The organism is Alcanivorax sp., from assembly GCF_017794965.1.
Taxonomy (GTDB): Bacteria; Pseudomonadota; Gammaproteobacteria; order Pseudomonadales; family Alcanivoracaceae; genus Alcanivorax.
This window is the reverse complement of the sequence record NZ_CP051240.1, coordinates 2,741,881-2,762,442: the sequence shown is the minus strand read 5'-3', so window position 1 is coordinate 2,762,442 and position 20,562 is coordinate 2,741,881. Positions and strand designations below refer to the sequence as shown.

Here is a 20,562-nt window from a genome sequence, read left to right as displayed (position 1 = left end):
CAAAAATGAGGGCGAATTATAACGAAGCCAGGCGGCGACGTCGCGCCCTGAAGGCCGGGCGTGAAGGAGTAATCAGGGTTGGTTCTTGCGGCGAAGGGCGTCCCGCAGCCGAAGGCGCAGGGCTTTTTCCAGCTTGGGCAGGGCTTCTTCGACCAGGCTGTCCACAATCTGGTCGATATCATTGTTGTTCAACGGGGGCTGGGACCGGGGCGCGGCAGGCGGTTGCGCTGGGGGCGCCGAGGGGCGGTCAAGAAACGGATTGGCCCGCTCGCTGGCCAGTTTGCGAATCTGTTCGGTGTCCATGGGGCGGCTGGCTGCCGATGGCGACGATTCCATATCATCAAGCAGGGACTGGATATCGCCCAGTTCCTGGAGCAGCGCCTGCTTGCGTGATTCGCGATCGTTATTCATGCCTTTGGACCCTGAAACGGGCGGTGCTAGCTCAGCCCAGTTCGTGAGTGGTGACCGGAAAGCCCCGTTCACGGTAAAAACGGAAGCGCTGGCGCCCGGCCTGCCTTTCATTCTCCGCCCCGCTGATCATTTCTGCCACGCGCTGGAAACGAGAGGCGAAATCCGGTACCTGATCGGTAAGATTGATCAGCACATCGTGGTGGTCACCCGGGTCGGGCCCGTGGCCCAGAATAACCGGGGCATCCCCGGCCCCGTGAACCGCATGGGGAAGAAATCCTGTCTTTGGAGAATGCCAGAATTCGCTGTCCAGCTGCCGTGCATGGGCCTCATTCTGGCAATGTACATAGACCAGACGGCCCTGTTTCAGGGCCTTGTCGGCAATGCGCCAGGCCAGTGCCTGACGAACACCGTCACCAGCCTTGCTACTGAGATAAAAGGTTACTTCGGTCATATTGAAAGCTGGACGCCGGACGCCGGGAGTAGCGTCAGGCGTCTGGCATCGGGCCTCAGGCGTTATCCATCAAATAGCGGGTGAGCATGGGGACGGGACGGCCCGTGGCGCCTTTGCTCATGCCGCCACTGATCCAGGCTGTGCCGGCAATGTCCAGGTGGGCCCATTTCACGTCCTTGGCAAAACGGGACAGGAAGCAGGCGGCAGTAATGGAACCGGCTTTGGGGCCGCCGATGTTCTGCATGTCGGCGAAGGGGCTGTCCAGCTGACTCTGGTAGTCATCCCACAGGGGCATGGGCCAGCCACGATCGCCGGTGGCCTTGCCGGCGTCCAGCAGGGCCTGGCTGAGTGCGTCATCGTTGGCATAGACCGCCTGGGCGTGGGCGCCCAGAGCCACGACACAGGCGCCGGTGAGGGTGGCGATGTCGATCACCGTATGCGGTTTGTGCTTCTGCTGCACATAGGTGAGTGCATCACACAGCACCAGACGGCCTTCGGCATCGGTATTGAGGATTTCCACCGTCTGACCGGACAGGGTCTTGACGATATCGCCGGGGCGAGAGGCGCGGCCGTCGGGCATGTTTTCCGCTGCGGCGACCACGGCGACCATATGGATGGGCAGGTCCAGCTCGCAGACGGATTTCACGGTCCCGAACACGCTGGCGGCACCGCCCATGTCGTACTTCATTTCATCCATACTGGCGCCGGGTTTGAGGGAAATGCCGCCGGTATCAAAGGTAATGCCCTTGCCGACCAGCGCCACAGGGCCCTGTTTGGAGGGTTTGGCGCCCTTGTATTCCATGATGATGATCTGCCCCTGCCGTTCGGAGCCTTTGGCCACGGCGATAAAGGCGCCCATGCCCATTTTTTCAGCCTGTGCCTGGCTGATGACTTTCACGGTGAGCTTGTCGTAGGACTTGGCCAGGTCACGTGCCACGCCGCTCAGGTATTCCGGGTAGCAATCGTTGGGCGGCAGGTTGCCCAGATCCCGGGCCAGGTTGACCCCTTCGGCGACACCCTTGCCGGTCTTGTGGGCCTTGTTCAGTGCGGCATCCTTTTCAGCGTGCCAGAAGGTCCACTTGGCCAGCTTGGCCGCCGGAGCGGGCTTGCTGCGATACTGGTCAAAGCGGTAACCGCCTTCTTCCACCAGCCGCGCCCCTTCTCGCACCTGCCACTCGAGAGATTGTGACAGGGCGTCATCCAGCATCCAGACAGCATGTTTGACCGGAGCGTTGTTAAGGGTTTTCACGGTGTTGCGCAGCAGGGCCAGCCATTGCTGATCGCTGGGCGGGTTATCGCCTGCGCCCACAAGCAGGATGCGACTGGCATTGATGCCGGCAGGATTATGCAGCCACACCATCTGGCCGGTGCTGCCATTGAAGTCGCCAGACTTGATCAATGCGGTCAGCTGAGCGCCGGTTTCGTCCGGAAGTGCGCCGGGCAGATCGCTTTTCTTGCCCATCGTCACAATCAGGGCGTCAGCTTTGATCTTTTCCAGGGGCCGGTGAGTTGCTGCGAAATCCATGTGGTCTCCAAAATGTTATGCGACTGCCAACAACCGGAAATAGTGGGGCCTTGGCGAGTGAAACGCAATCCGGGGCGGAACCATTATCACCTTTCACTGCCTGTCAGTTACACTAGGCCGAATTCTCTGCGGTCTTCGGCGTGGCATGCGTGCCGGCGGCAGTTTTTTCAGTGGAGTGTAAGGGTGTCGCAGGCCTGGCTTGCCATCATGGACACCATTACCTCTCACGCAGACAGGGACGAGTGGGCTACCCCTTGATTCTTCATCGTTATATCAATCGTCAGCTTTTCATGACCACCGTCATGGTCACCTTCATTCTGGTGATGGTGCTGGTCAGTGGGCGTTTCATCAAGTACCTGGCGGAAGCGGCGGCCGGCGAGATTGCCGCGGATGCCCTGTTCCTGGTGATGGCATTCCGGATGCCGGAATTCCTGCAGATGATCGTGCCGCTCAGCCTTTATATCGCGCTGCTGCTGGTTCTGGGTCGCATGCACATGGACAACGAAATGGTCGTGCTGCAGGCCGGCGGGCAGGGGCATGGCCGTATCGTGCGCTCGCTGGTGGTGCCGGTGGTGATGGCCACCACACTGGTGGGCATGTTTTCCCTCTACGTGACGCCGCGAGGCGATGCGGAAGTGACCCGCATCTTTGAAGAACAGAAGGACCGGTCGGTACTCGAGCTACTGACTCCCGGCCGTTTCCATGTGAAGGGCTCGCGCAATGCCCAGCGGGCCACCTATGCCGAACACCTCAATCGTGAAAAGGGTGTGCTGGAGAATGTGTTCGTTGCGGATGCCCGGTTCGAAGTGCAGGGCGAAGCCAACCGGCTGCTCACGGTCTGGGCAAAGAGTGGCAAGCTGGTAATGGAAGACGGGGTTAGCTACCTGTTGCTGACTGATGGCTTCCAGTACCAGGGCAAGCCCGGGCAACTCGACTACCGGGAAATCGGTTTTGATGAGGCGCGGGTGCGTATCGGCGGGGAAAAGTCAGACAGCCGCCCCCCGGAAGTACGAGGCCGCTCCACCCGGGATTTGTTGTCCGTGCGTGGCGATAACCAGGATGCCATGGCGGAATTGCAGTGGCGTATCTCGCTGATTCTGACAGTGCCGATCATGGCGCTGGCAGCGATTCCTCTGGCCCGGGTCAACCCCCGACAGGGGCGGTTCTATCGCCTGATTCCGGCGGTTCTGGGCTACATGCTGTATGTGGGCATGCTGCTGGTGTGTCGTAGTGCCATCGAAGACCACCGCGCAGGCCCGCTGCCCTGGTATCTGCATATGGCATGGATCCACCTGATCGCCATGGTGTCGGTCTTTCTGCTCTACTTTGGCGGGCGGCTCTTCCGCCGGAGGGCGGCCGCATGAGGTTACTGAACCGGTATTTCTGGCGTGCGGTGCTGGTGCCCACCCTGGCCATTCTGGCCATCATTGTCGGGCTGGATTGTCTGTTCGGCTTTATCTACGAACTGGAGGCGTTGCGGGGCGATTATCAGGTCTGGCAGGCGCTGCAGTTCATCCTCACCACCACGCCGCGACGGATCTATGAATATATGCCCATGGCAATCTTGCTGGGCACTCTGATTGGCCTTGGCCTGCTGGCCAACAGTGGGGAGCTGTCGGTGATCCGTGCGGCCGGGGTCTCTACCCTGAGGGTCAGCTGGCTGGTGCTGAGGCCGGTGTTGCTGCTGATCGCCTTGTCGATTCCGCTGGGCGAGTACCTTACCCCCTATACGGAACAGGTGGCGCAGAGTAACCGCTCCATGGCCGAAGGTGGCGGTGAAGCCCTGCGTTCCAAGTACGGTTACTGGCACCGGGAAGGCAAGGAATTTATTCATATCAACGCGGTGCAGCCCAATGGCGTGCTGTACGGGCTGACCCGGTATCGGTTCGATGACAGCCACAAGCTGCAGGAAACCCAGTTTGTGAAACGGGCGATCTATCAGGGGGATATCTGGGTACTTGAGGGCATCACCGGTACCCGTCTCACTGAGGAACGAACCGACACTTACAGTAAGGAAAACGGCCAATGGCAGACCAAGCTGACGCCCGAGCTGCTCAGCATTGTGGTGCTCGAGCCGGATAACCTGGCATTGGAAAAACTGCTGGAGTACACCGCCTACCTGAAGCGGCAGGGGCTGGAGACGGCAGACTACATGCTCAGTTTCTGGCAGAAGCTGTTTATGCCGCTGGCGACCATTGGCATGGTGCTGATTGCCATCTCGTTCGTGTTCGGTCCGCTCCGGGAAGTGACCATGGGGCTGCGGCTGACCGCCGGGATCGTGGCCGGGCTGATTTTCCATTACGGCCAGCAGTTCTTTGGCCAGCTCTCCCTGGTCTTCCACACCGAGCCTCTGGTGGCGGCGGCATTGCCGCCGGTGCTGTGCCTGGTGTTGGGTGTCTGGCTGCTTCAGAGGGTGCGATAGAATGATCTGGCGGGGACAGGGACGTACCCACAAGGGCCGTCGGCCGGCCAACGAGGACGCGTTTGTCTGTCGTGACGGCGAGGGGTTGTGGGCTGTGATTGATGGCATGGGCGGCCATGAGGCCGGCGACCTGGCGGCCAGCATGGTGTGTGAATCACTGGAAACCCTCTCGCTGGGGGGCGGTATCGCCCACCGTCTGGTAGCGGTAGAAACTGCACTCCAGACCGCCAATCATGCCATTCGCCACCATGCCGCCATCAACATGCGCAGCAAGCCCATGGGGGCCACGGTGGCGGTGTTGCTGGTATATCGCGGTGAAGCTGCCGTGGTGTGGGCCGGAGACTCACGGCTTTATCGCTATGACGGTGACGGGGTGGCCATGCTGACCCGGGACCACACCCCGGTGCAGGCGCTGGTAGATGCCGGCGAGCTGGATGAGAAGCAGGCCATGCAGCACCCCCGAGCCAACGTGATCTATCAGGCGGTGGGCATAGGCGAGCGGCTGCAACTGGATCAGATCCGCTTTGAGCCAGATCACGAACACCGCTTTCTGTTGACCAGCGATGGCATTCATTCCGTACTGGCGGTGGACGAGTTGACGTCCTTGATGCGCCATGGGGTTACCGCTTCCGGCGTGCTCAAGGCTGCGCTGGATCGTGGTAGCAGAGATAATGTCACTGCCGTGGTCATTGCTGCAGACGCAGAAGAATAGCTGGAAAACCCGGCGCGGGCTGGTATACTCGCGCCCCACTGCCAGAGTGGTGGAATTGGTAGACACGACGGATTCAAAATCCGTTGCCTTCACGGGCGTGCCGGTTCAAGTCCGGCCTCTGGTACCAAACAATAAAAAAGCCCGCTTTATGCGGGCTTTTTTATGTCGGATGTCCGACGGAGTGATGCATGACTGATTATGCTCCCCCAGCCGGTTTGCTCAAGCGCCTGATGGCGTTGGTCTATGACGGCTTTCTGGTGCTGGCACTGTGGTTTGTCACTGCCGGTATTTTTGTACTGGTATACCCAAGCCTCGGGTTGCCCATGGAATCCATCAATGGTGTGGACCGGGCGGCGCCAGCCTATCTGCAAGGGTTGCTTTTCCCGATCCTGATGGTGGAAACCTGGCTGTTCTATGCCTGGTTCTGGATGCGTGGCGGCCAGACCCTGGGCATGCGTGCCTGGCGCCTGCAGGTGCGTGATTACCGGGGTGGCCCGGTGAAGTTGTGGCAAACCCTGGCCCGTTTTCTGGCGGCCTGCCTGTCTTGGGGGCTGTTTGGCGCCGGTTATCTGGTGGTGTTGATCGCCCCTCACCAGACCCTGCATGATCGTCTGTCTGCCACGGCCACCGTGCAGCTGCCGAAACAGGCAAAGAAGCGCTGATTCCTCCTCTGCCTTTCTCGCAAAGCCGCTGTAGGAGTTCCTCTTGAGGGACGAATCACGCGTTAGCGAGAAAGGGCCGTCGGGTTCCCTAGATCGAGCTGGAGCCTGGCGTCGTAGCATTTCCTCGCCAAGGCTCGGATTCGCCCCTCGAGAGGAGCTCCTGCGGGGGCTCCGTAGAAGCCTTGAAGGGTGTTTTTTCCCTTTCCAATACCGGGTATCCTTGCTCTCCCTTGAACTTCCGTGCCGGTACAGTACGTGAACGTCGACGATTTTGATTTTGAACTCCCGGATGGGCTGATTGCCCGCCACCCGCCCGCCCAGCGTCGCGATGCGCGTCTGCTGGCTCTCACCCTTGACCACCTGCAGCATCAGCAGTTTCCGGATCTGTTGAGCCATGTGCGACCTGGCGATCTGTTGATCTTCAACGACACCCGGGTGATCCCGGCTCGCCTGTTTGGCCAGAAGGACAGCGGCGGCAAGGTCGAGGTGCTGATTGAGCGGGTGGTGGATGACCACGAGGCGCTGGCCCATGTGCGTGCCTCAAAATCCCCCAAACCGGGAAGCTGGTTGCAGTTTGACCAGGGCGTGCGCGCCCAGGTCACCGGCCGCCGGGATGCCCTGTTCATTCTTCAGTTTCAGGGCTGCGACACCCTGCTTGGGGCCCTGGAGCAGATCGGCCATGTGCCGCTGCCGCCCTACATCGACCGTCCGGATGAAGCCGGTGATATGGAGCGTTACCAGACCGTGTATGCCCGCGAGCCCGGTGCGGTGGCAGCGCCTACCGCCGGGCTGCATTTTGATGACGAGATGCTGGCGGCGCTGGAGCAGCACGGGGTTGATATTGGCTATGTCACCCTCCATGTAGGAGCAGGGACGTTTCAGCCGGTGCGGGTGGACAAGGTGGAAGACCACCATATGCACAGCGAGCGTTACCAGGTTCCGGACAGCCTGGTGGAGCAGGTGGCCCAGGCCCATGCCCGTGGCGGCCGCATCGTGGCCGTGGGCACCACCGCCCTGCGGGCGCTGGAAGCGGCCAGCCAGTCCGGCAGCCTGCAGGCCGGGCAGGGTGAAACCGACATCTTCATCTACCCCGGCTACCAGTTCCGGCTGGTGGAGTGTCTGTTAACCAATTTCCATCTGCCCAGGTCCACCCTGCTGATGCTGATCAGCGCTTTCGCCGGGAAGGAAAGGGTCATGGCTGCCTATCAGGCCGCGATCGAGGCAGAGTATCGCTTCTTCAGTTATGGCGATGCCATGTTTATTGAAAGAATGCCGGAAGCTGGACGCCAGATGCCTGACGCTTCGGGTTTGGAGGGGGCATAAAGGTATGTTGCTTGCAACAAGCGTAAAGGTCCCTGTTGTTTCTGTTTTTTCAGCGTCCGGCGTCAAGCGTCTGGCGTCAGGCGAGTAAATCCATGTCCCGAATGACATTCCAGCTCAACACTACCGATGGCGCGGCGCGGCGGGGGGAGATTACCTTTCCGCGGGGCACTATCCAGACTCCGGCGTTCATGCCGGTGGGGACCTATGGCACCGTGAAGGGCATGTTGCCGAAGGATCTGGCCGATACCGGTGCCGAGATCTGTCTGGGCAATACTTTTCACCTGATGCTGCGCCCCGGTACCGAGGTCATTGAAGCCCATGGTTCATTGCATGGTTTCATGCAGTGGGATAAACCGATCCTTACTGACTCTGGCGGCTTTCAGGTGTTCAGCCTGGGGGAAATGCGCAAGATCTCCGAGCAGGGCGTGGTGTTCAAGAACCCCATCAATGGCGACAAGGTGGAGCTGACCCCGGAGCGTGCCATGCAAGTGCAGCGTTCCCTGGGGAGCGATATCTGCATGATCTTTGATGAGTGCACTCCGTTTCCGGCCACCGAACAACAGGCCCGTGATTCCATGGAGCTGTCCCTGCGCTGGGCAAAGCGTTCAAAGGACGCCCATGAAGGCAACGATGCCGCCTGTTTTGGCATTGTCCAGGGCGGTATGTACGACAACCTGCGTCGTGAATCCCTGGCCGGGTTGGTGGATATTGGGTTCGACGGCTATGCGGTCGGCGGCCTCAGCGTGGGCGAGCCCCAGGACGAAATGCTGCGTACCCTCGGCAATCTGACCCCGCACATGCCGCAAGACCGTCCCCGTTACCTGATGGGGGTGGGCAAGCCGGAAGATATCGTGGAAGCGGTTCGCCGTGGTGTGGATATGTTCGATTGCGTGATGCCCACCCGGAATGCCCGTAACGGCCACCTGTTCACCGCCGAAGGCGTGATCAAGATCCGCAACGCCAAACATCGCCATGACCTGTCTCCCCTGGAGGCGGGTTGTGACTGCTATACCTGCCAGCATTTCTCGCGCAGCTACCTGCATCATCTGGATCGTTGCAACGAAATGCTTGGCTCCCAGCTCAATACCATCCATAACCTGCGCTATTACCAGCGCCTGATGGCTGGATTGCGGGGGGCCATTGAAGGGGGTACATTGTCCGCCTTTGTGGACGACTTCTACGCAGCGCGGGGCGAGCAAACCCCTGCGCTGTAGCTTATTGGAAACTGGAGTAAACAATGAAAATCGCAATGCGTTCCCTGCTGGCTCTGCTGGCCACCGCCATGGTTTCCCCGGCCTTTGCCGCGCCCGCCGCGCCTGCCGGCCCGGGTGGTGTCGAGCTGATCATGCTGGTAGTGATGATGGTGGTGTTCTACTTCTTCCTGATTCGTCCGCAGCAGAAGCGTGCCAAGGAACACAAGAGCCTGGTGGAAAACCTGAGCAAGGGTGATGAAGTGGTCACCAGCGGCGGGATCCTGGGCAAAATTGCCAAGGTAACTGACGAATTTGTGGTGGTGGAGATCAGTAACAACCTGGAAATCAAACTGCAAAAGCAGAGCATCCAGGCCACCCTGCCCAAAGGCACTATCAAGTCCATCTAAGGCAGACTCAGCCCCGTCCTGTACGGGGCTTTTTCATTACCCCGGACAACAACCGGAATAAACACCGGAAAGAACTATGACCCGCTACCCACGCTGGAAATTTTTCCTGCTTTTGACCGTACTCGTTGTGTGCGGTCTCTACGCCCTGCCGAACCTGTACCCGGACGCCCCCGCCATTCAGATCAGCCATGCTGATGCGGGGGGCGAAGTCTCTGATGTTGCCCGTCAGAGAGTGCTGGGGGCACTGGATGAGGCCGGACTCAGTCACGGCCCCGGCGAATCCGTCGGCACTTCCCTGCTGGTGCGCCTGAGTGACACGGAAGCACAGCTGCGGGCCCGTGATCTGGCCGCCGTTGAGCTGGGCGACAACTACGTGGTTGCCCTGAACCTGGCCGAAACCACTCCGGAGTGGCTGCGCTCCATCGGCGCCAGCCCCATGAACCTGGGCCTGGACCTGCGTGGCGGGGTGCATTTCCTGCTGCAGGTGGATATGGATGCGGTGGTGACCAGCCGTATGGAAGCCTGGGCCGGCAATGCCAAGCTGACTCTGCGTGACGCCGGCGTGCGCTATCGCAGCGTGGATGTGGATGGCACCACCCTGACGGTGACCTTTGCGGATCAAGTGGCGGCAGATGCCGCCCGTGCACCGCTGCGTCAGGCGCTGGACAAGTTCACCATGAAACCCGCGGGCGATGCCCCGGAAACGGTTCTGCAGCTCAACGACAGCGCCCTCAAGGAAATGCAGGATTACGCGGTGGACCAGAACCGCACCGCCCTGAACAAGCGGGTTAACGAACTGGGTGTGGCAGAGGCGGTGGTGCAGCGTCAGGGTGCGGATCGCATTGTGGTGCAGTTGCCGGGTATTCAGGATGCCTCCCAGGCTCGCCGTATTTTGGGCAGGACTGCCACGCTGGAATTTCGTCTGGTGGACAACACGGTGTCACAGGCTCGTCTGCGCACTGGTATGGCGCCTCCGGGGCTGGAGTTCTTCCCGTTCAAGGGCCAGGAAGGTCGCATCGTTGCGCTGAACAAGTCCAAAATCGCCACCGGTGATCAGGTCATCGATGCCCGCATGGGTTTCGACCAGCAATCCGGTTCGCCGGAAGTGAACGTAACACTGGATTCCGACGGTGCCCGTCGTATGCAGCGCATCACCGGCAAGAACGTGGGCAATCCCATGGGCGTGCTGTTCATCGAAACCAAAACCGATGTGAAGAAGGTGGAAGACGCGGATGGCAAGCTGGTGGACAAGATCACCAGTAGCACGGACAAGTTCGTGATCAACGTGGCCACCATTCAGGACACCCTGGGCAGCCGCTTTCGGATTACCGGCCTGGACAATCCGGCGGAAGCCTCTGAATTGGCCTTGCTGCTGCGGGCGGGTTCCCTGGCTGCGCCGGTAAGCATTGTTGAAGAACGGACCGTCGGCCCGAGCCTGGGGGCTGAAAACATTGAGGCCGGTCTCAAGTCCATGGCGCTGGGTCTGGTGCTGGTGCTGGTGTTCATGATCGTCTGGTACAAGCTGTTCGGTGTGATCGCCAATGTGGCCTTGCTGGGCAACCTGATCATCATCGTCGGTATCATGTCCCTGATTCCCGGCGCGACCCTGACCCTCCCGGGTATTGCCGGTATCGTTCTGACCGTGGGTATGGCGGTGGATGCCAACGTGCTGATCTTTGAACGGATCAAGGAAGAGCTGCGCCGCGGACTGAACCCGCGACAGGCCATCGAGGAAGGCTATGGTCGTGCCTTTACCACCATTCTCGATGCCAACATCACTACCCTGATCGTGGCTGTGATCCTGTTTGCTGCCGGTACCGGTTCGGTACAGGGCTTCGCCGTAACGCTGTTTATCGGCATTCTGACCTCCATGTTCACGGCCATCATCGGTACCCGTGCCCTGGCGGAAATGGTTTACGGGCGTGGCGCCCGTGCACCGGCGAAACTGAGTATTTAAGGCGGTGATGCGATGAGTAAAGCAACCATGAACATCAACTTTATGGGCGCCCGCAAACCGTTGGGCATCCTTTCCGTGCTGCTGGTAATCGCTTCCGTGGTGTTGCTGGTCACCCGTGGTTTGAATCTGGGCTTGGACTTTACCGGTGGCACCACCGTGGTAGTGAAAAGCCCGGTGGACGTGGAGCTGGCCCAGGCGCGTTCGGATCTGGCCAATGCCGGTTTTGATGATGCCGTCGTGCAGCACTACGGTTCACCGAAGGAAGTGAATGTCCGTGTGGCACCCCGTGATGGTGCAGATGCGGATGAAGTGGGTTATGACGTGTTCGCGGCACTCAAGCTGCAGAACGACCAGCTGGAACTGATGAAAGTGGAGTTTGTTGGCCCCCAGGTGGGCGACGAACTGCGTGATGAATCCGGTACGGCCATGTTGCTGGCGCTGGGTCTGATGATGATTTACGTCTGGTTCCGCTTCTCCAACAAATTTGGTGTGGCGACGGTTGTGGCGTTGTTTCATGATGTGCTGATTGTGCTGGGATTGTTCTCGCTGGTGCAGTGGCCGTTTGATCTGACGGTGCTGGCGGCGGTGTTGGCGCTGATCGGTTACTCGCTCAATGACTCCATTGTGGTGGCTGACCGAATCCGTGAAGACTTCCGCAATTCCCGGCAGAATGATCCGGACAAGATCATCAACAGCGCGGTGAATGCCACTTTCAGCCGGACTATCAACACCTCCTTGACGACCATGCTGGTGTTGCTGGCGCTGTTCTTCTTCGGTGGTGAAGTGATGCGCGCGTTCTCTGAAGCGCTGCTGGTGGGGGTGCTGGTCGGTACCTACTCTTCCATCTATGTGGTGAGCAACATCCTGTTCATGATGAATGTGAGCAAGGAAGACTTCATCATTCCGGAGCCGGAAGAAATTGATGAAATGCCTTAAGAGCAGTTAATAGTTAATAATTAATAGTTAACAGCTAAAACCAAAAAAGCCGCGAATCGTTCGCGGCTTTTTTGGTTTTGGTCTTGCTGTAGGAGCCTGCCTGCAGGCGGTTTTTTGCTTCAGGCATTCGGCGTCGGGCGTCGGGCGTTCAACTGAAGTTCTGTTTCTTCATCCATGGAATGATTCGTTCGAATGCTTCCTCTATCTGATCCAGGGAGGTGGAGTAGCTGATGCGTAACGCGCTCTTGCCGGCTTCGCCGAAGGTGTCGCCGGAGATGGTGCAGACGCCGGTTTCGCGCAGCATTTTCAGGGCCACATTGGCGCCGTCTACGCCTTCCGGTAGTGAAGGGAACAAATAGAAGGCGCCTTCCGGTCGGTAGCCGGTCAGGTGCGGGGTCTGTTCTACCAGTTCTACCAGTCGGTCGCGGCGTTGCTGGTATTCCTCGACCATGCTGTCGATGAACTGGTTGCTGCCGCGCAGGGCGGCTACCCCGGCCCACTGACACGGCGTGTTGGCCACGGTGGTGGTGAACATGTGGTAGCGACGCAGTTTCTTGATGGCGCCCTGGCTGCCGATCAGCCAGCCAACCCGCATGCCCGCCATGGAGAAGGTTTTGGAAAAACTGCTGATCACCATGACATGATCCAGATCTGAGCAGCAGGAGAGCACGCTGGGATATTCGCGACCATCGTAGATCAGGTGGTCGTAGACCTCGTCACTGATCACATGAATGCCGCGATAGGCCGCTTCTTCCACGATGGCTTCAATGGTCTCCCGGGGGTAGATGGTGCCGGTGGGATTGCTGGGAGAGTTGAGTACCACGGCGAAAGTATTAGGGCCCATGGCATCAATCACTTCCTGGGGATCCAGTTGGTGGTCGTTTTCGGCCCGGGTGGCAATGCTTTTTACCGTTCCTCCATTCATGCGTATCAATGGTCCATACAACATGAAAGAAGGATCAGGAACGATGAACTCGCGTCCCGGAGCGGAGGTGGCTGTCAGGGCCAGGTAGATGGCTTCAGTGGCCCCGGTGGTAATCATCAGGTTTTCCGGTGACAGTGGCCGACCATAACGGGTGCTGTAATATTCAGCCAGCGCTTCCAGCAATTCCGGCAGGCCGGCGTCCATGGTGTAGCCGGTCTGGCCTGCGTTCAGTGCATCTACCCCGGCCTGGATAACATGGCCCGGTGGTTTGAAGTCTGGCTGGCCGATGGACAGGTGGATCACGTCGTCCAGGTCTGCGGCCAGGTTCACCATGCGGCGAATGCCCGGCACCGGAATGGTGAGCAACGCCGGGTTCCAGATCGGGTCTTCGCTTTCGTAGAAATCCGTGTCCAGATTGATATTGCCCATCATGTTCTCCTTTCCTGAAAAACCTTATCCGCATGAGCGAGGCATCGCAGCGGGATGGTTGAGTTCAAAGTTCAAAGTTGAAAGTTTAAATACGCGGGCAATGGTTATTGGTGTGTTGTGAGGGCCTTGCCCGCGCCATTCGCTCTAATCGCGGGCAGGGCATTGAAAAGATGACAACCTGGCCCGCGTTCCAACTTTTAACTTTCAACTTGCTAGCGTGTTTACCGCAGTGTCCGCGTTGTCCGCGTGCACCCCGCGGTAACCTTTTAATCCTGCAGCATCGGCGGCAGGTGAACGAATGGTTGTGCCTGTTCGAAGGCGTGGCCGGCGGCCAGTACCCGCGCGTCGTCAAAGCGGGCGCCGACAATTTGCAGGCCCATGGGCAGACCATTGCTGTTTAGCCCCATGGGGACTGACAGCGCTGGCTGGCCGGTCATGTTGAAGGGGTAGGTAAACGGCGTCCATGTGGGCCAGCGGGTGCTGGGCCAGTCCACCGGCACTTCACGGTTAGTGTCGAAGGCTTCGATGGGCAGGGTGGGTGTGATCAACAGATCGTATCTGGTGTGGAACACCGCCATGCGTTCACTTACCGCCATCCGCTCGTTCATGGCGCCGAGGTAATCCAGCATACTGAGCTTCTCTGCCTTGGCAGCCACTTCCACCAGAGCCGGATCCATCAGGCTGCGTTGGCGATCGCCGAGGTCGCGCATGGCATTGGCGGCACCACTGTAGAAAAGGTGGCTGAAGGCGGCCAGCGGGTTACTGAAGCCCGGGTCGGCTTCGGTGACGATGGCGCCAAGGGCTTCGAACACCTTGGCAGCTTCCTTGAAGGCCTTGTCGATGTCCGCATCCACGTCCACGTAGCCCAGATTGGGACTCATGGCGATGCGCAGCCCCTTCATGGGCTGATGCAGCTCCTTGACGTAATCGATGTGGCGACGGGGGGCTGCCAGGCTATCGCGGGGATCCGCTTCGGTCATCACGTTCATCATCAGCGCCGCATCTGCCACGGTGCGGGTCATGGGGCCAGCATGGGCCAGAGTGCCGAAGGGGCTGGCAGGCCAGTGGGGCACCTCGCTGAAGGTGGGCTTGTGGCCGACAATGCCGCAGAAACCGGCGGGAATACGGATGGAGCCGCCGGCATCGGTACCCAGCGCCAGCGGCGCCATGCCCGCGGCAACCGCGGCAGAGCTACCGCCACTACTGCCACCGGCAGTCTTGCTCGGGTCCCAGGGGTTGTTGGTGGGGCCGCAGAGCGGGCTGTCGGTGATCCCTTTCCAGCCAAATTCCGGCGTGGTGGTTTTGCCCAGTGGGACATAACCGTGACGCTCCAGTGCGGCAACGGCGGGGGAGCGCTTGTTGAGGGTGGATTCCGGATCAATGGTCCTGGAGCCTTTGACGGTGGGCCACATGGGCGTGAGGAACACATCCTTGACCGCCACCGGGATACCATCCAGCAGCCCTTCCGCTTTACCGTCCTGATAGCGCTGTTCGGACTCCCGGGCCCAGTTCAGTGTGGTGTCACGGTCAATCAGGCACCAGGCATTGAGCGCCTCGTCGTGCTTTTCAATATGGTCCAGCAGGCTGGAGCAGACTTCCACCGGCGACAGAGCTCCGGTCTGGTAAGCGGCTTTGAGTGCCTGGGCACTCATGGTCAGTAGTTCCTTGCTCATCGGCGTACCTCCTGGTTTGACGCTCGTCGCTTGGAGTCAGAAGCCGGCGCAGGTTTGCCGTGTCAGGCATCCGGCGTCTGGCTTCAAGCGTTACTTACATAGCCATGTTCCTTGCTGACGGGGTTATTCAACTTGTCCCCGTTCTGCCAGCGTTGAAAGTTATCGACAAATTGTTGCCCCAGTGCCGCCCGCCAGCCGATGAAGTCACCGGCCATGTGGGCGGAAATCATCACGTTGGGCTCGTCCCATAGTGGATGATCGGCACGCAGGGGTTCTTCTTCGAACACATCCAGCGCGGCGCCGCCCAGGCGGCCACTCTGAAGCGCTGCAAGCAGCGCGCCAGTTTCGACAATGGGGCCTCGCCCCACGTTGACCAGCACCGCGCCGGGTTTCATGCGCAGGAACTGGTCTGCATCGAACAGGCCTTCGGTATCCGGGGTTAGTGGGGCGGTAATGATCACGTGGTCAGCATCGGCTAGCAGTGCGGGGAGATCCTGCTGGGCATGCACTTTTTCAAAGGCGGCATCCTCCCTTTCATTGCGGGCCGTTCCCGCGACGCTGACGCCCAGTGCGCCCAGCAGGGTGGCGACTTCGCGGCCAATGGACCCGGCACCGACCACCACGGCACGCGTGCCTCGCAGCAGCGCGGTTTCCCGATGCTGCCAGCGGTGTTCCTTCATCAGGGAAAGGTTGGTGAGGGTGTCCTTGGCAAACATCAGCAGGGCGCCAAGCACGTATTCGGCAATACCACGGTCGAAAATGCCGCGGGCATTGGTGACCACGATGTCGCTGTGGCGAATCGGATCAATCATCAGGGCATCCACCCCGGCACTGGTAGCGTGTACCCAGCGCACCGGACAGTTCTCCGGCCAGACCTCAGCCAACATCTCGGTGCGGAAATCTGTTACCACCAGAACGTCGCTGACGGGCAGCGCCGCTTCCAGCTCGGCACGGGTCCGCGCCTCACGCACCTCGGCCTGTCCGGAAAGGGAATCCAGACCGGGCAGGCTGGGTTCGTCTTCTGCGAGCAGCACGGTGATGGTGGGTTGTGTCATTAAAACTCCTTGGTTGAGTTGAAAGTTCAAAGTTTAAAGTTGAAAGGCGCGGGAGGGCTTATCTCTATCTCAGGGGCCATGCCCGCGCTCAACTAGAGGTGGGCGCGGCCACGGACGCCTTAATTACAGCGGGCATCCGGGCGCGCTTTTGAACTTTAAACTTTCAACTTTTAACTCAGGTCTCTTTCAGCGCGGCTTCGAACAGGCTGACGGCCTGTTCCATTTCCGCTTCGGTGACGGTGAGCGGCGGTAGCCAGCGAACCACCTGGCCGTGGCTGCCGCAGCGAAGCATCAGCATGCCGTTCTGCTCGCAATGTTTGAGTATGCGCGCGGCACGGTCGCCATCCGGGGTATGCGGGGCACTGACCATTTCCACGCCCAGCATCAGACCGGCACCTCGGATCTCGTCGATGCAATCGTGCTCCGCCTTGAGCCCTTCCAGCTGGCTGACAAGCTGGTTGCCCAGTTTGTCCGCCCGTGCTACCAGCTGTTCCTCTTCGATCACATCCAGTGTGGCAAGTGCAGCGGCACAGGCCACCACGTTGGCGCCATAGGTGCCGCCCTGGGAACCGGGGTAGCCGTGTTCCATCAGTTCCTTGCTGGCAGCAATGGCAGACAGCGGGTAACCACTGGCCAGGCCCTTGGCGGTGATCAGGATGTCGCCACTGACGCCGCTGTGTTCATGGCTCCAGAACTTGCCAGTGCGTCCGTAACCGGCCTGGATTTCATCCACGATCAGCAGGATGCCGTGTTCCTTGCAGCGTGCCTGCAGGCCCTCCATGAAGCGTTTCGGGGCAGGGTAGTAACCGTATTCACCCTGCACCGGCTCGATGATCATGGCGGCGGTATCCTTGGGATTGCACTCGGTGATCATCAGGTGGTCCAGCTCTTTCAGGCAGAAATCCACTGCCGTGTCTTCGTCCCAGCCATAGCGGTAGGCGTGGGGAAAGGGGGCCACGGAAACGCCGGCCATCAAGGGCGCCCAGCCGGTGCGCACCTTGTTGTTGGAGGTGGTCAGCGAGGCCGCCCCCATGGTGCGGCCATGGAAGCCGCCGCGGAATACCACGATGTTGGGACGCCCGGTAGCCTGGCGTGCAAGACGGAAGGCGGCTTCCACGGATTCGCTGCCGGAGTTGGAAAACGCCACCGCATCCATGTGTTTGGGAAGATGACTGTAGAGGCGATCAGTCAGTGCCAGCATGTTGGGATGCTTGACCGTGGCGTACTGGGCGTGAACCAGCTTGGCCACTTGCTCCTGGGCGGCCGCGACCACCTTCGGGTGGCAGTGGCCGGTGGCGGTGACACCAATGCCGGAGGTGAAATCCAGCCAGCGGGTGCCGTCCTTGTCGTAGAGCCAGCTACCTTCGCCGCGCTCCGCACAAATGCCGCTGGACTGTACCAGCAGGGGGGACAGATGACTCATGGCGCCTCCTTTCTGTCGCGCTTTGGCTGCGGGGTTATCCCGCCGCCAGTCGTTGACTCAGTCGTTGCCCGGTTTCTCGTGTTCCCGAGAAAGCGTATTGCATATCCTCTGCAATCAGGTCATGCAGATGTTGTGCCGCATTACCGATAGCGGGATGTTTGGGAGCCAGATAATCCAGCAACATGGCCAGACTCATCAGGGTGGCTCTGGGATCTGCCAGGTTGCGACCGGCAATGTCTGGCGCGCTGCCATGCACTGGCTCGAACAGGGCCGGAATGCGTTCGTCCGCCGGGTTGAGATTGGCAGAGGGCGCCAGCCCCGGGCCGCCGCACAGCACCGCCGCCAGGTCGGTAAGGATGTCGCCGTGCAGGTTGCTGGCCACTACCACGTCGAAGCGCCAGGGGCATTGCACGAACTTCATACACGCCGCGTCCACCAGTTCATGGTGGGTATCCACATCCGGGTATTCTTTGGCAATACGGGTAAAGGTTTCGGTGTACAGGTCGCCCCAGAAGGGTTGTGCATTGCGCTTGGTGATCAGGCAGACCTGAGCGTGCCTGTCGTCCTTGAACTGTCGCGGGGCAGGGCGTTGTGCCGCACGCTGGCGGGCCCGCTCAAAGGCGTGGCGAATCAATCGTTCGGTGGCGCCGGCGGTGAACACTTCTACCTGGGTGGCCACTTCGCTGGGAGTGCCGGCGCGCAGTCGACCGCCCTGGTTGCTGTATTCGCCCTCACTGTTTTCCCGGATCACCAGCATGTCCACGTCATTGGCGCGGGTGTCGGCCAGGTACTGGGGGGCGCCAGGCAACCAGCGGGCGGGACGCTCACAGGCCCACAGGTTCAGTTCCTTGCGCAGGGCCAGCAGTGGTCCTAGTGAAACACTGTCGGAAAGCACATAGCGCTTCGGGTCATCAATGGGCCCCGGGTCGCCCAGGGCGCCCAGCAGAATGGCATCGAATGCGCGCAGCTGATCCACCCCGTCTTCCGGCATCATCTGGCCGTGCTGCTGGTGCCAGTCATGGGAGGGCCAGGCAAAGGTCTGTGCTTCCACTGGCAGCTGAAAGCGCGATACCAGTCCGGCCAGGATCTCCGCGGTAACGGTCATTACCTCCGGGCCGATACCGTCACCGGGCAGTAGTGCAATCTTCAGCGTTTCGGTCATCCATGTCTCCAGTTGAAAGTTTAAAGTTGAAAGTTAAAACGCGAGGCACGGTTGTCGTGTTCTCAGGCTGTTGAATTTCGCGCGGCAGCCCTTTGCGCGGGCAGTGACTTTCAGTCCGCAAGCAGGTTAGTCGCGCTTTTCAACTTTAAACTTTCAACTCGCTCCTGATTTTCAACTCCCCATGCAGAGGTATTTCTCTTCCAGGTACTCATCCATGCCCTGGTGGGAACCTTCCCGGCCGAGGCCGGATTCCTTGACGCCGCCGAATGGTGCTGCGGCGTTGGAGATGATGCCTTCGTTGACACCCACCATGCCGCTTTCCAGGGCTTCGGCAACGCGCCAGCAACGATGGATATTGTTGCTGTAGAAGTAGGCTGCCAGGCCGTAGGGGGTATCGTTGGCGATGCGAATGGCGTCTTCTTCATTCTTGAAGGTGATCACAGCGGCCAGGGGGCCGAAGGTTTCTTCAAGACAGAGCTGTGCGTCCGGGGTGACGCCGGTGATCAGACTGGGCTGCACAAAGCTGCCGCCTTTCTCGTGGCGTTGGCCGCCGGTGACCACTTTCGCGCCTTTGCCCAGGGCATCTTCGATGTGTTCCATGACCTTGTCTGCGGCACCGCGGTTGATCAGTGCTGCCTGGGTGACACCCTCTTCCAGGCCATCGCCGATCTTCATGGCTTCGATGGCGACCTTGAGTTTTTCCACGAAGGCATCGTGCACGCTGTCCTGCACCAGGAAGCGGTTCACGCACACGCAGGTCTGGCCGGTGTTGCGGAACTTGCTGGCCATGGCGCCTTCCACGGCCTTGTCCAGGTCTGCATCATCAAAGACGATGAAGGGGGCGTTGCCGCCCAGTTCCAGCGAGACTTTCTGGATATGCTTGGCACACTGGGCCATCAATTTGCTGCCCACCTCGGTGGAGCCGGTAAAGCTCAGTTTGCGGACAATGGAGGAATCGGTGAGCGCGGTGGAGATGGCGCCGGCACTGCCGGTAATCACATTGAAGACCCCGGCAGGGATACCTGCACGTTCGGCCAGTTCGGCCAAGGCCAGTGCCGAGTAGGGGGTGGCGCTGGCGGGTTTGACCACCATGGTGCAGCCCGCCGCCAGGGCGGCGCCGGCCTTGCGGGTGATCATGGAAGAGGGGAAATTCCATGGGGTGATCGCGGCGGTGACGCCAATGGGCTGTTTGATAACCACGATGCGCTGGCCAGGTTTGGCGCCGGGAATGGTGTCGCCATAGGCGCGGCGGGCTTCTTCGGAAAACCACTTCAGAAAAGAGGCGGCATAGGCAATTTCGCCCTTGGCTTCGGCCAGCGGTTTGCCCTGTTCCAGGGTCATCAACCGACCCAGATCGTCCTGGTGCTGCATCATCAGGTCGTGCCAGGCTTCCAGCAGGTTGGCGCGCTCTGCGGCACTTTTGTCCCGCCAGGCGGGGAAGGCGGCGTTGGCAGCGTCAATTGCCTTGTTGGTTTCGGTCTCACCCATTTTCGGCACCTTGCCCAGTACGGCTTCGGTGGCCGGGTTGTCTACCTCGATGGTGCTGCCGTCATCAGCGTCACACCATTGGCCGCCGATGTAGCACTGCTCACGAAAAAGGGCCTGCTCAGAAAGCTTCACTACGGTCATTCCGGGTCTCCTTGCGAAAGCGTCTGTCTTTCACGCTAGCAAAGGAGGCGCAGAAGTCCATGCTCAATTGCAAAAATCGGTTTGGGGTCTAAGGATTTGACGCGACACGCATCACGCAACACGCAACAACGCGGGCTTGTGTTGGAGTGGACGCGGGCTGTAGGTGGCCGCGATTCAGCGTGCGTTTTCGGCGGGCCTGGGAAGAGAGTGAGGCGCGGCTCAGGTGGTGTCGGTTGGCACCGGGCATGAGCCGCGTTGTAGCTTGCT

The 20,562-nt window shown here is 60.1% G+C and carries 18 protein-coding genes and 1 tRNA gene; 10 read left to right on the top strand and 9 right to left on the bottom strand.

Going from position 1 to position 20,562, the window contains the following annotated elements:
* Nucleotides 1-72: 72 nt before the first annotated feature.
* The 3 genes from HF945_RS12120 to HF945_RS12110 are packed head-to-tail and all read right to left on the bottom strand — an operon-like array spanning nucleotide 73 to nucleotide 2,387.
* The gene (locus HF945_RS12120; protein WP_290522858.1) at nucleotides 73-411 is read right to left on the bottom strand and encodes a hypothetical protein; all 339 of its coding nucleotides are present in this window, start codon (nucleotides 409-411) and stop codon (nucleotides 73-75) included.
* Between the two features lie 31 nt (nucleotides 412-442).
* Nucleotides 443-862, bottom strand: coding sequence for a DNA polymerase III subunit chi (locus HF945_RS12115; protein ID WP_290522857.1), 420 nt, complete (start codon nucleotides 860-862; stop codon nucleotides 443-445).
* 55 nt (nucleotides 863-917) lie between these two features.
* On the bottom strand, nucleotides 918-2,387 hold the full coding sequence (locus HF945_RS12110) for a leucyl aminopeptidase (protein ID WP_290522856.1): 1,470 nt from the start codon (nucleotides 2,385-2,387) through the stop codon (nucleotides 918-920).
* Nucleotides 2,388-2,641: 254 nt separating this feature from the next.
* Here HF945_RS12110 and lptF point away from each other — a divergent pair, with 254 nt between their 5' ends.
* The 10 genes from lptF (at nucleotide 2,642) to secF (ending at nucleotide 11,999) form a co-directional block, all read left to right on the top strand.
* Nucleotides 2,642-3,751 carry an LPS export ABC transporter permease LptF gene (gene lptF, locus HF945_RS12105; RefSeq protein ID WP_290522855.1) on the top strand — a complete coding sequence of 370 codons (1,110 nt, stop codon included), beginning with the start codon at nucleotides 2,642-2,644 and terminating at the stop codon, nucleotides 3,749-3,751.
* Entirely contained in the window at nucleotides 3,748-4,809 is a 1,062-nt protein-coding gene (lptG, locus tag HF945_RS12100; RefSeq protein ID WP_290522854.1) for an LPS export ABC transporter permease LptG, read from the top strand. The genes lptF and lptG overlap by 4 nt, the downstream gene beginning before the upstream one ends.
* A 1-nt stretch (nucleotide 4,810) precedes the next feature.
* Nucleotides 4,811-5,521, top strand: coding sequence for a PP2C family serine/threonine-protein phosphatase (locus HF945_RS12095; RefSeq protein WP_290522853.1), 711 nt, complete (start codon nucleotides 4,811-4,813; stop codon nucleotides 5,519-5,521).
* A 40-nt stretch (nucleotides 5,522-5,561) separates the two neighbouring features.
* Nucleotides 5,562-5,648 (top strand) — tRNA-Leu (locus HF945_RS12090).
* Between the two features lie 61 nt (nucleotides 5,649-5,709).
* Nucleotides 5,710-6,183: an RDD family protein gene (locus HF945_RS12085; protein WP_290522852.1), complete on the top strand. Its 474-nt coding sequence runs from the start codon at nucleotides 5,710-5,712 to the stop codon at nucleotides 6,181-6,183.
* 255 nt (nucleotides 6,184-6,438) lie between these two features.
* Entirely contained in the window at nucleotides 6,439-7,506 is a 1,068-nt protein-coding gene (gene queA, locus HF945_RS12080) for a tRNA preQ1(34) S-adenosylmethionine ribosyltransferase-isomerase QueA (protein ID WP_290522851.1), read from the top strand.
* A 101-nt stretch (nucleotides 7,507-7,607) separates the two neighbouring features.
* The gene (gene tgt / locus HF945_RS12075) at nucleotides 7,608-8,720 is read left to right on the top strand and encodes a tRNA guanosine(34) transglycosylase Tgt (RefSeq protein WP_290525414.1); all 1,113 of its coding nucleotides are present in this window, start codon (nucleotides 7,608-7,610) and stop codon (nucleotides 8,718-8,720) included.
* A gap of 23 nt (nucleotides 8,721-8,743) precedes the next feature.
* Complete coding sequence (gene yajC / locus HF945_RS12070; protein WP_290522850.1) at nucleotides 8,744-9,106, top strand: preprotein translocase subunit YajC; 363 nt, start codon at nucleotides 8,744-8,746, stop codon at nucleotides 9,104-9,106.
* A gap of 76 nt (nucleotides 9,107-9,182) precedes the next feature.
* Nucleotides 9,183-11,063, top strand: coding sequence for a protein translocase subunit SecD (gene secD / locus HF945_RS12065; protein ID WP_290522849.1), 1,881 nt, complete (start codon nucleotides 9,183-9,185; stop codon nucleotides 11,061-11,063).
* Between the two features lie 12 nt (nucleotides 11,064-11,075).
* Nucleotides 11,076-11,999 carry a protein translocase subunit SecF gene (secF, locus tag HF945_RS12060; protein WP_290522848.1) on the top strand — a complete coding sequence of 308 codons (924 nt, stop codon included), beginning with the start codon at nucleotides 11,076-11,078 and terminating at the stop codon, nucleotides 11,997-11,999.
* A 148-nt stretch (nucleotides 12,000-12,147) separates the two neighbouring features.
* On the opposite strand, the gene HF945_RS12055 is transcribed toward secF, so the two are convergent.
* From HF945_RS12055 to HF945_RS12030, 6 genes are all read right to left on the bottom strand, one after another.
* Nucleotides 12,148-13,356: a pyridoxal phosphate-dependent aminotransferase gene (locus HF945_RS12055; RefSeq protein ID WP_290522847.1), complete on the bottom strand. Its 1,209-nt coding sequence runs from the start codon at nucleotides 13,354-13,356 to the stop codon at nucleotides 12,148-12,150.
* Nucleotides 13,357-13,619: 263 nt separating this feature from the next.
* Nucleotides 13,620-15,026, bottom strand: a complete 1,407-nt coding sequence (locus HF945_RS12050) for an amidase (RefSeq protein ID WP_290522846.1) — start codon at nucleotides 15,024-15,026, stop codon at nucleotides 13,620-13,622.
* An 83-nt stretch (nucleotides 15,027-15,109) separates the two neighbouring features.
* Complete coding sequence (locus tag HF945_RS12045) at nucleotides 15,110-16,081, bottom strand: D-2-hydroxyacid dehydrogenase (RefSeq protein WP_290522845.1); 972 nt, start codon at nucleotides 16,079-16,081, stop codon at nucleotides 15,110-15,112.
* Nucleotides 16,082-16,256: 175 nt separating this feature from the next.
* The gene (locus HF945_RS12040) at nucleotides 16,257-17,504 is read right to left on the bottom strand and encodes an aspartate aminotransferase family protein (protein WP_290522844.1); all 1,248 of its coding nucleotides are present in this window, start codon (nucleotides 17,502-17,504) and stop codon (nucleotides 16,257-16,259) included.
* Between the two features lie 34 nt (nucleotides 17,505-17,538).
* The gene (locus HF945_RS12035; RefSeq protein WP_290522843.1) at nucleotides 17,539-18,666 is read right to left on the bottom strand and encodes an isocitrate/isopropylmalate family dehydrogenase; all 1,128 of its coding nucleotides are present in this window, start codon (nucleotides 18,664-18,666) and stop codon (nucleotides 17,539-17,541) included.
* A 171-nt stretch (nucleotides 18,667-18,837) separates the two neighbouring features.
* The gene (locus HF945_RS12030) at nucleotides 18,838-20,295 is read right to left on the bottom strand and encodes an NAD-dependent succinate-semialdehyde dehydrogenase (protein ID WP_290522842.1); all 1,458 of its coding nucleotides are present in this window, start codon (nucleotides 20,293-20,295) and stop codon (nucleotides 18,838-18,840) included.
* Nucleotides 20,296-20,562 lie beyond the last annotated feature (267 nt).

Bases quoted from the DNA above. Each gene is read 5' to 3' on its own strand.
- HF945_RS12040 (WP_290522844.1), bottom strand. From the start codon at position 17,504: ATGAGTCATCTGTCCCCCCTGCTGGTACAGTCCAGCGGCATTTGTGCG.
- secD (WP_290522849.1), top strand. From the start codon at position 9,183: ATGACCCGCTACCCACGCTGGAAATTTTTCCTGCTTTTGACCGTACTC.
- yajC (WP_290522850.1), top strand. From the start codon at position 8,744: ATGAAAATCGCAATGCGTTCCCTGCTGGCTCTGCTGGCCACCGCCATG.
- secF (WP_290522848.1), top strand. From the start codon at position 11,076: ATGAGTAAAGCAACCATGAACATCAACTTTATGGGCGCCCGCAAACCG.
- HF945_RS12030 (WP_290522842.1), bottom strand. From the start codon at position 20,295: ATGACCGTAGTGAAGCTTTCTGAGCAGGCCCTTTTTCGTGAGCAGTGC.
- HF945_RS12045 (WP_290522845.1), bottom strand. From the start codon at position 16,081: ATGACACAACCCACCATCACCGTGCTGCTCGCAGAAGACGAACCCAGC.
- lptG (WP_290522854.1), top strand. From the start codon at position 3,748: ATGAGGTTACTGAACCGGTATTTCTGGCGTGCGGTGCTGGTGCCCACC.
- HF945_RS12120 (WP_290522858.1), bottom strand. From the start codon at position 411: ATGAATAACGATCGCGAATCACGCAAGCAGGCGCTGCTCCAGGAACTG.
- HF945_RS12085 (WP_290522852.1), top strand. From the start codon at position 5,710: ATGACTGATTATGCTCCCCCAGCCGGTTTGCTCAAGCGCCTGATGGCG.
- HF945_RS12055 (WP_290522847.1), bottom strand. From the start codon at position 13,356: ATGATGGGCAATATCAATCTGGACACGGATTTCTACGAAAGCGAAGAC.
- HF945_RS12115 (WP_290522857.1), bottom strand. From the start codon at position 862: ATGACCGAAGTAACCTTTTATCTCAGTAGCAAGGCTGGTGACGGTGTT.
- HF945_RS12050 (WP_290522846.1), bottom strand. From the start codon at position 15,026: ATGAGCAAGGAACTACTGACCATGAGTGCCCAGGCACTCAAAGCCGCT.
- tgt (WP_290525414.1), top strand. From the start codon at position 7,608: ATGACATTCCAGCTCAACACTACCGATGGCGCGGCGCGGCGGGGGGAG.
- HF945_RS12095 (WP_290522853.1), top strand. From the start codon at position 4,811: ATGATCTGGCGGGGACAGGGACGTACCCACAAGGGCCGTCGGCCGGCC.
- HF945_RS12110 (WP_290522856.1), bottom strand. From the start codon at position 2,387: ATGGATTTCGCAGCAACTCACCGGCCCCTGGAAAAGATCAAAGCTGAC.
- HF945_RS12035 (WP_290522843.1), bottom strand. From the start codon at position 18,666: ATGACCGAAACGCTGAAGATTGCACTACTGCCCGGTGACGGTATCGGC.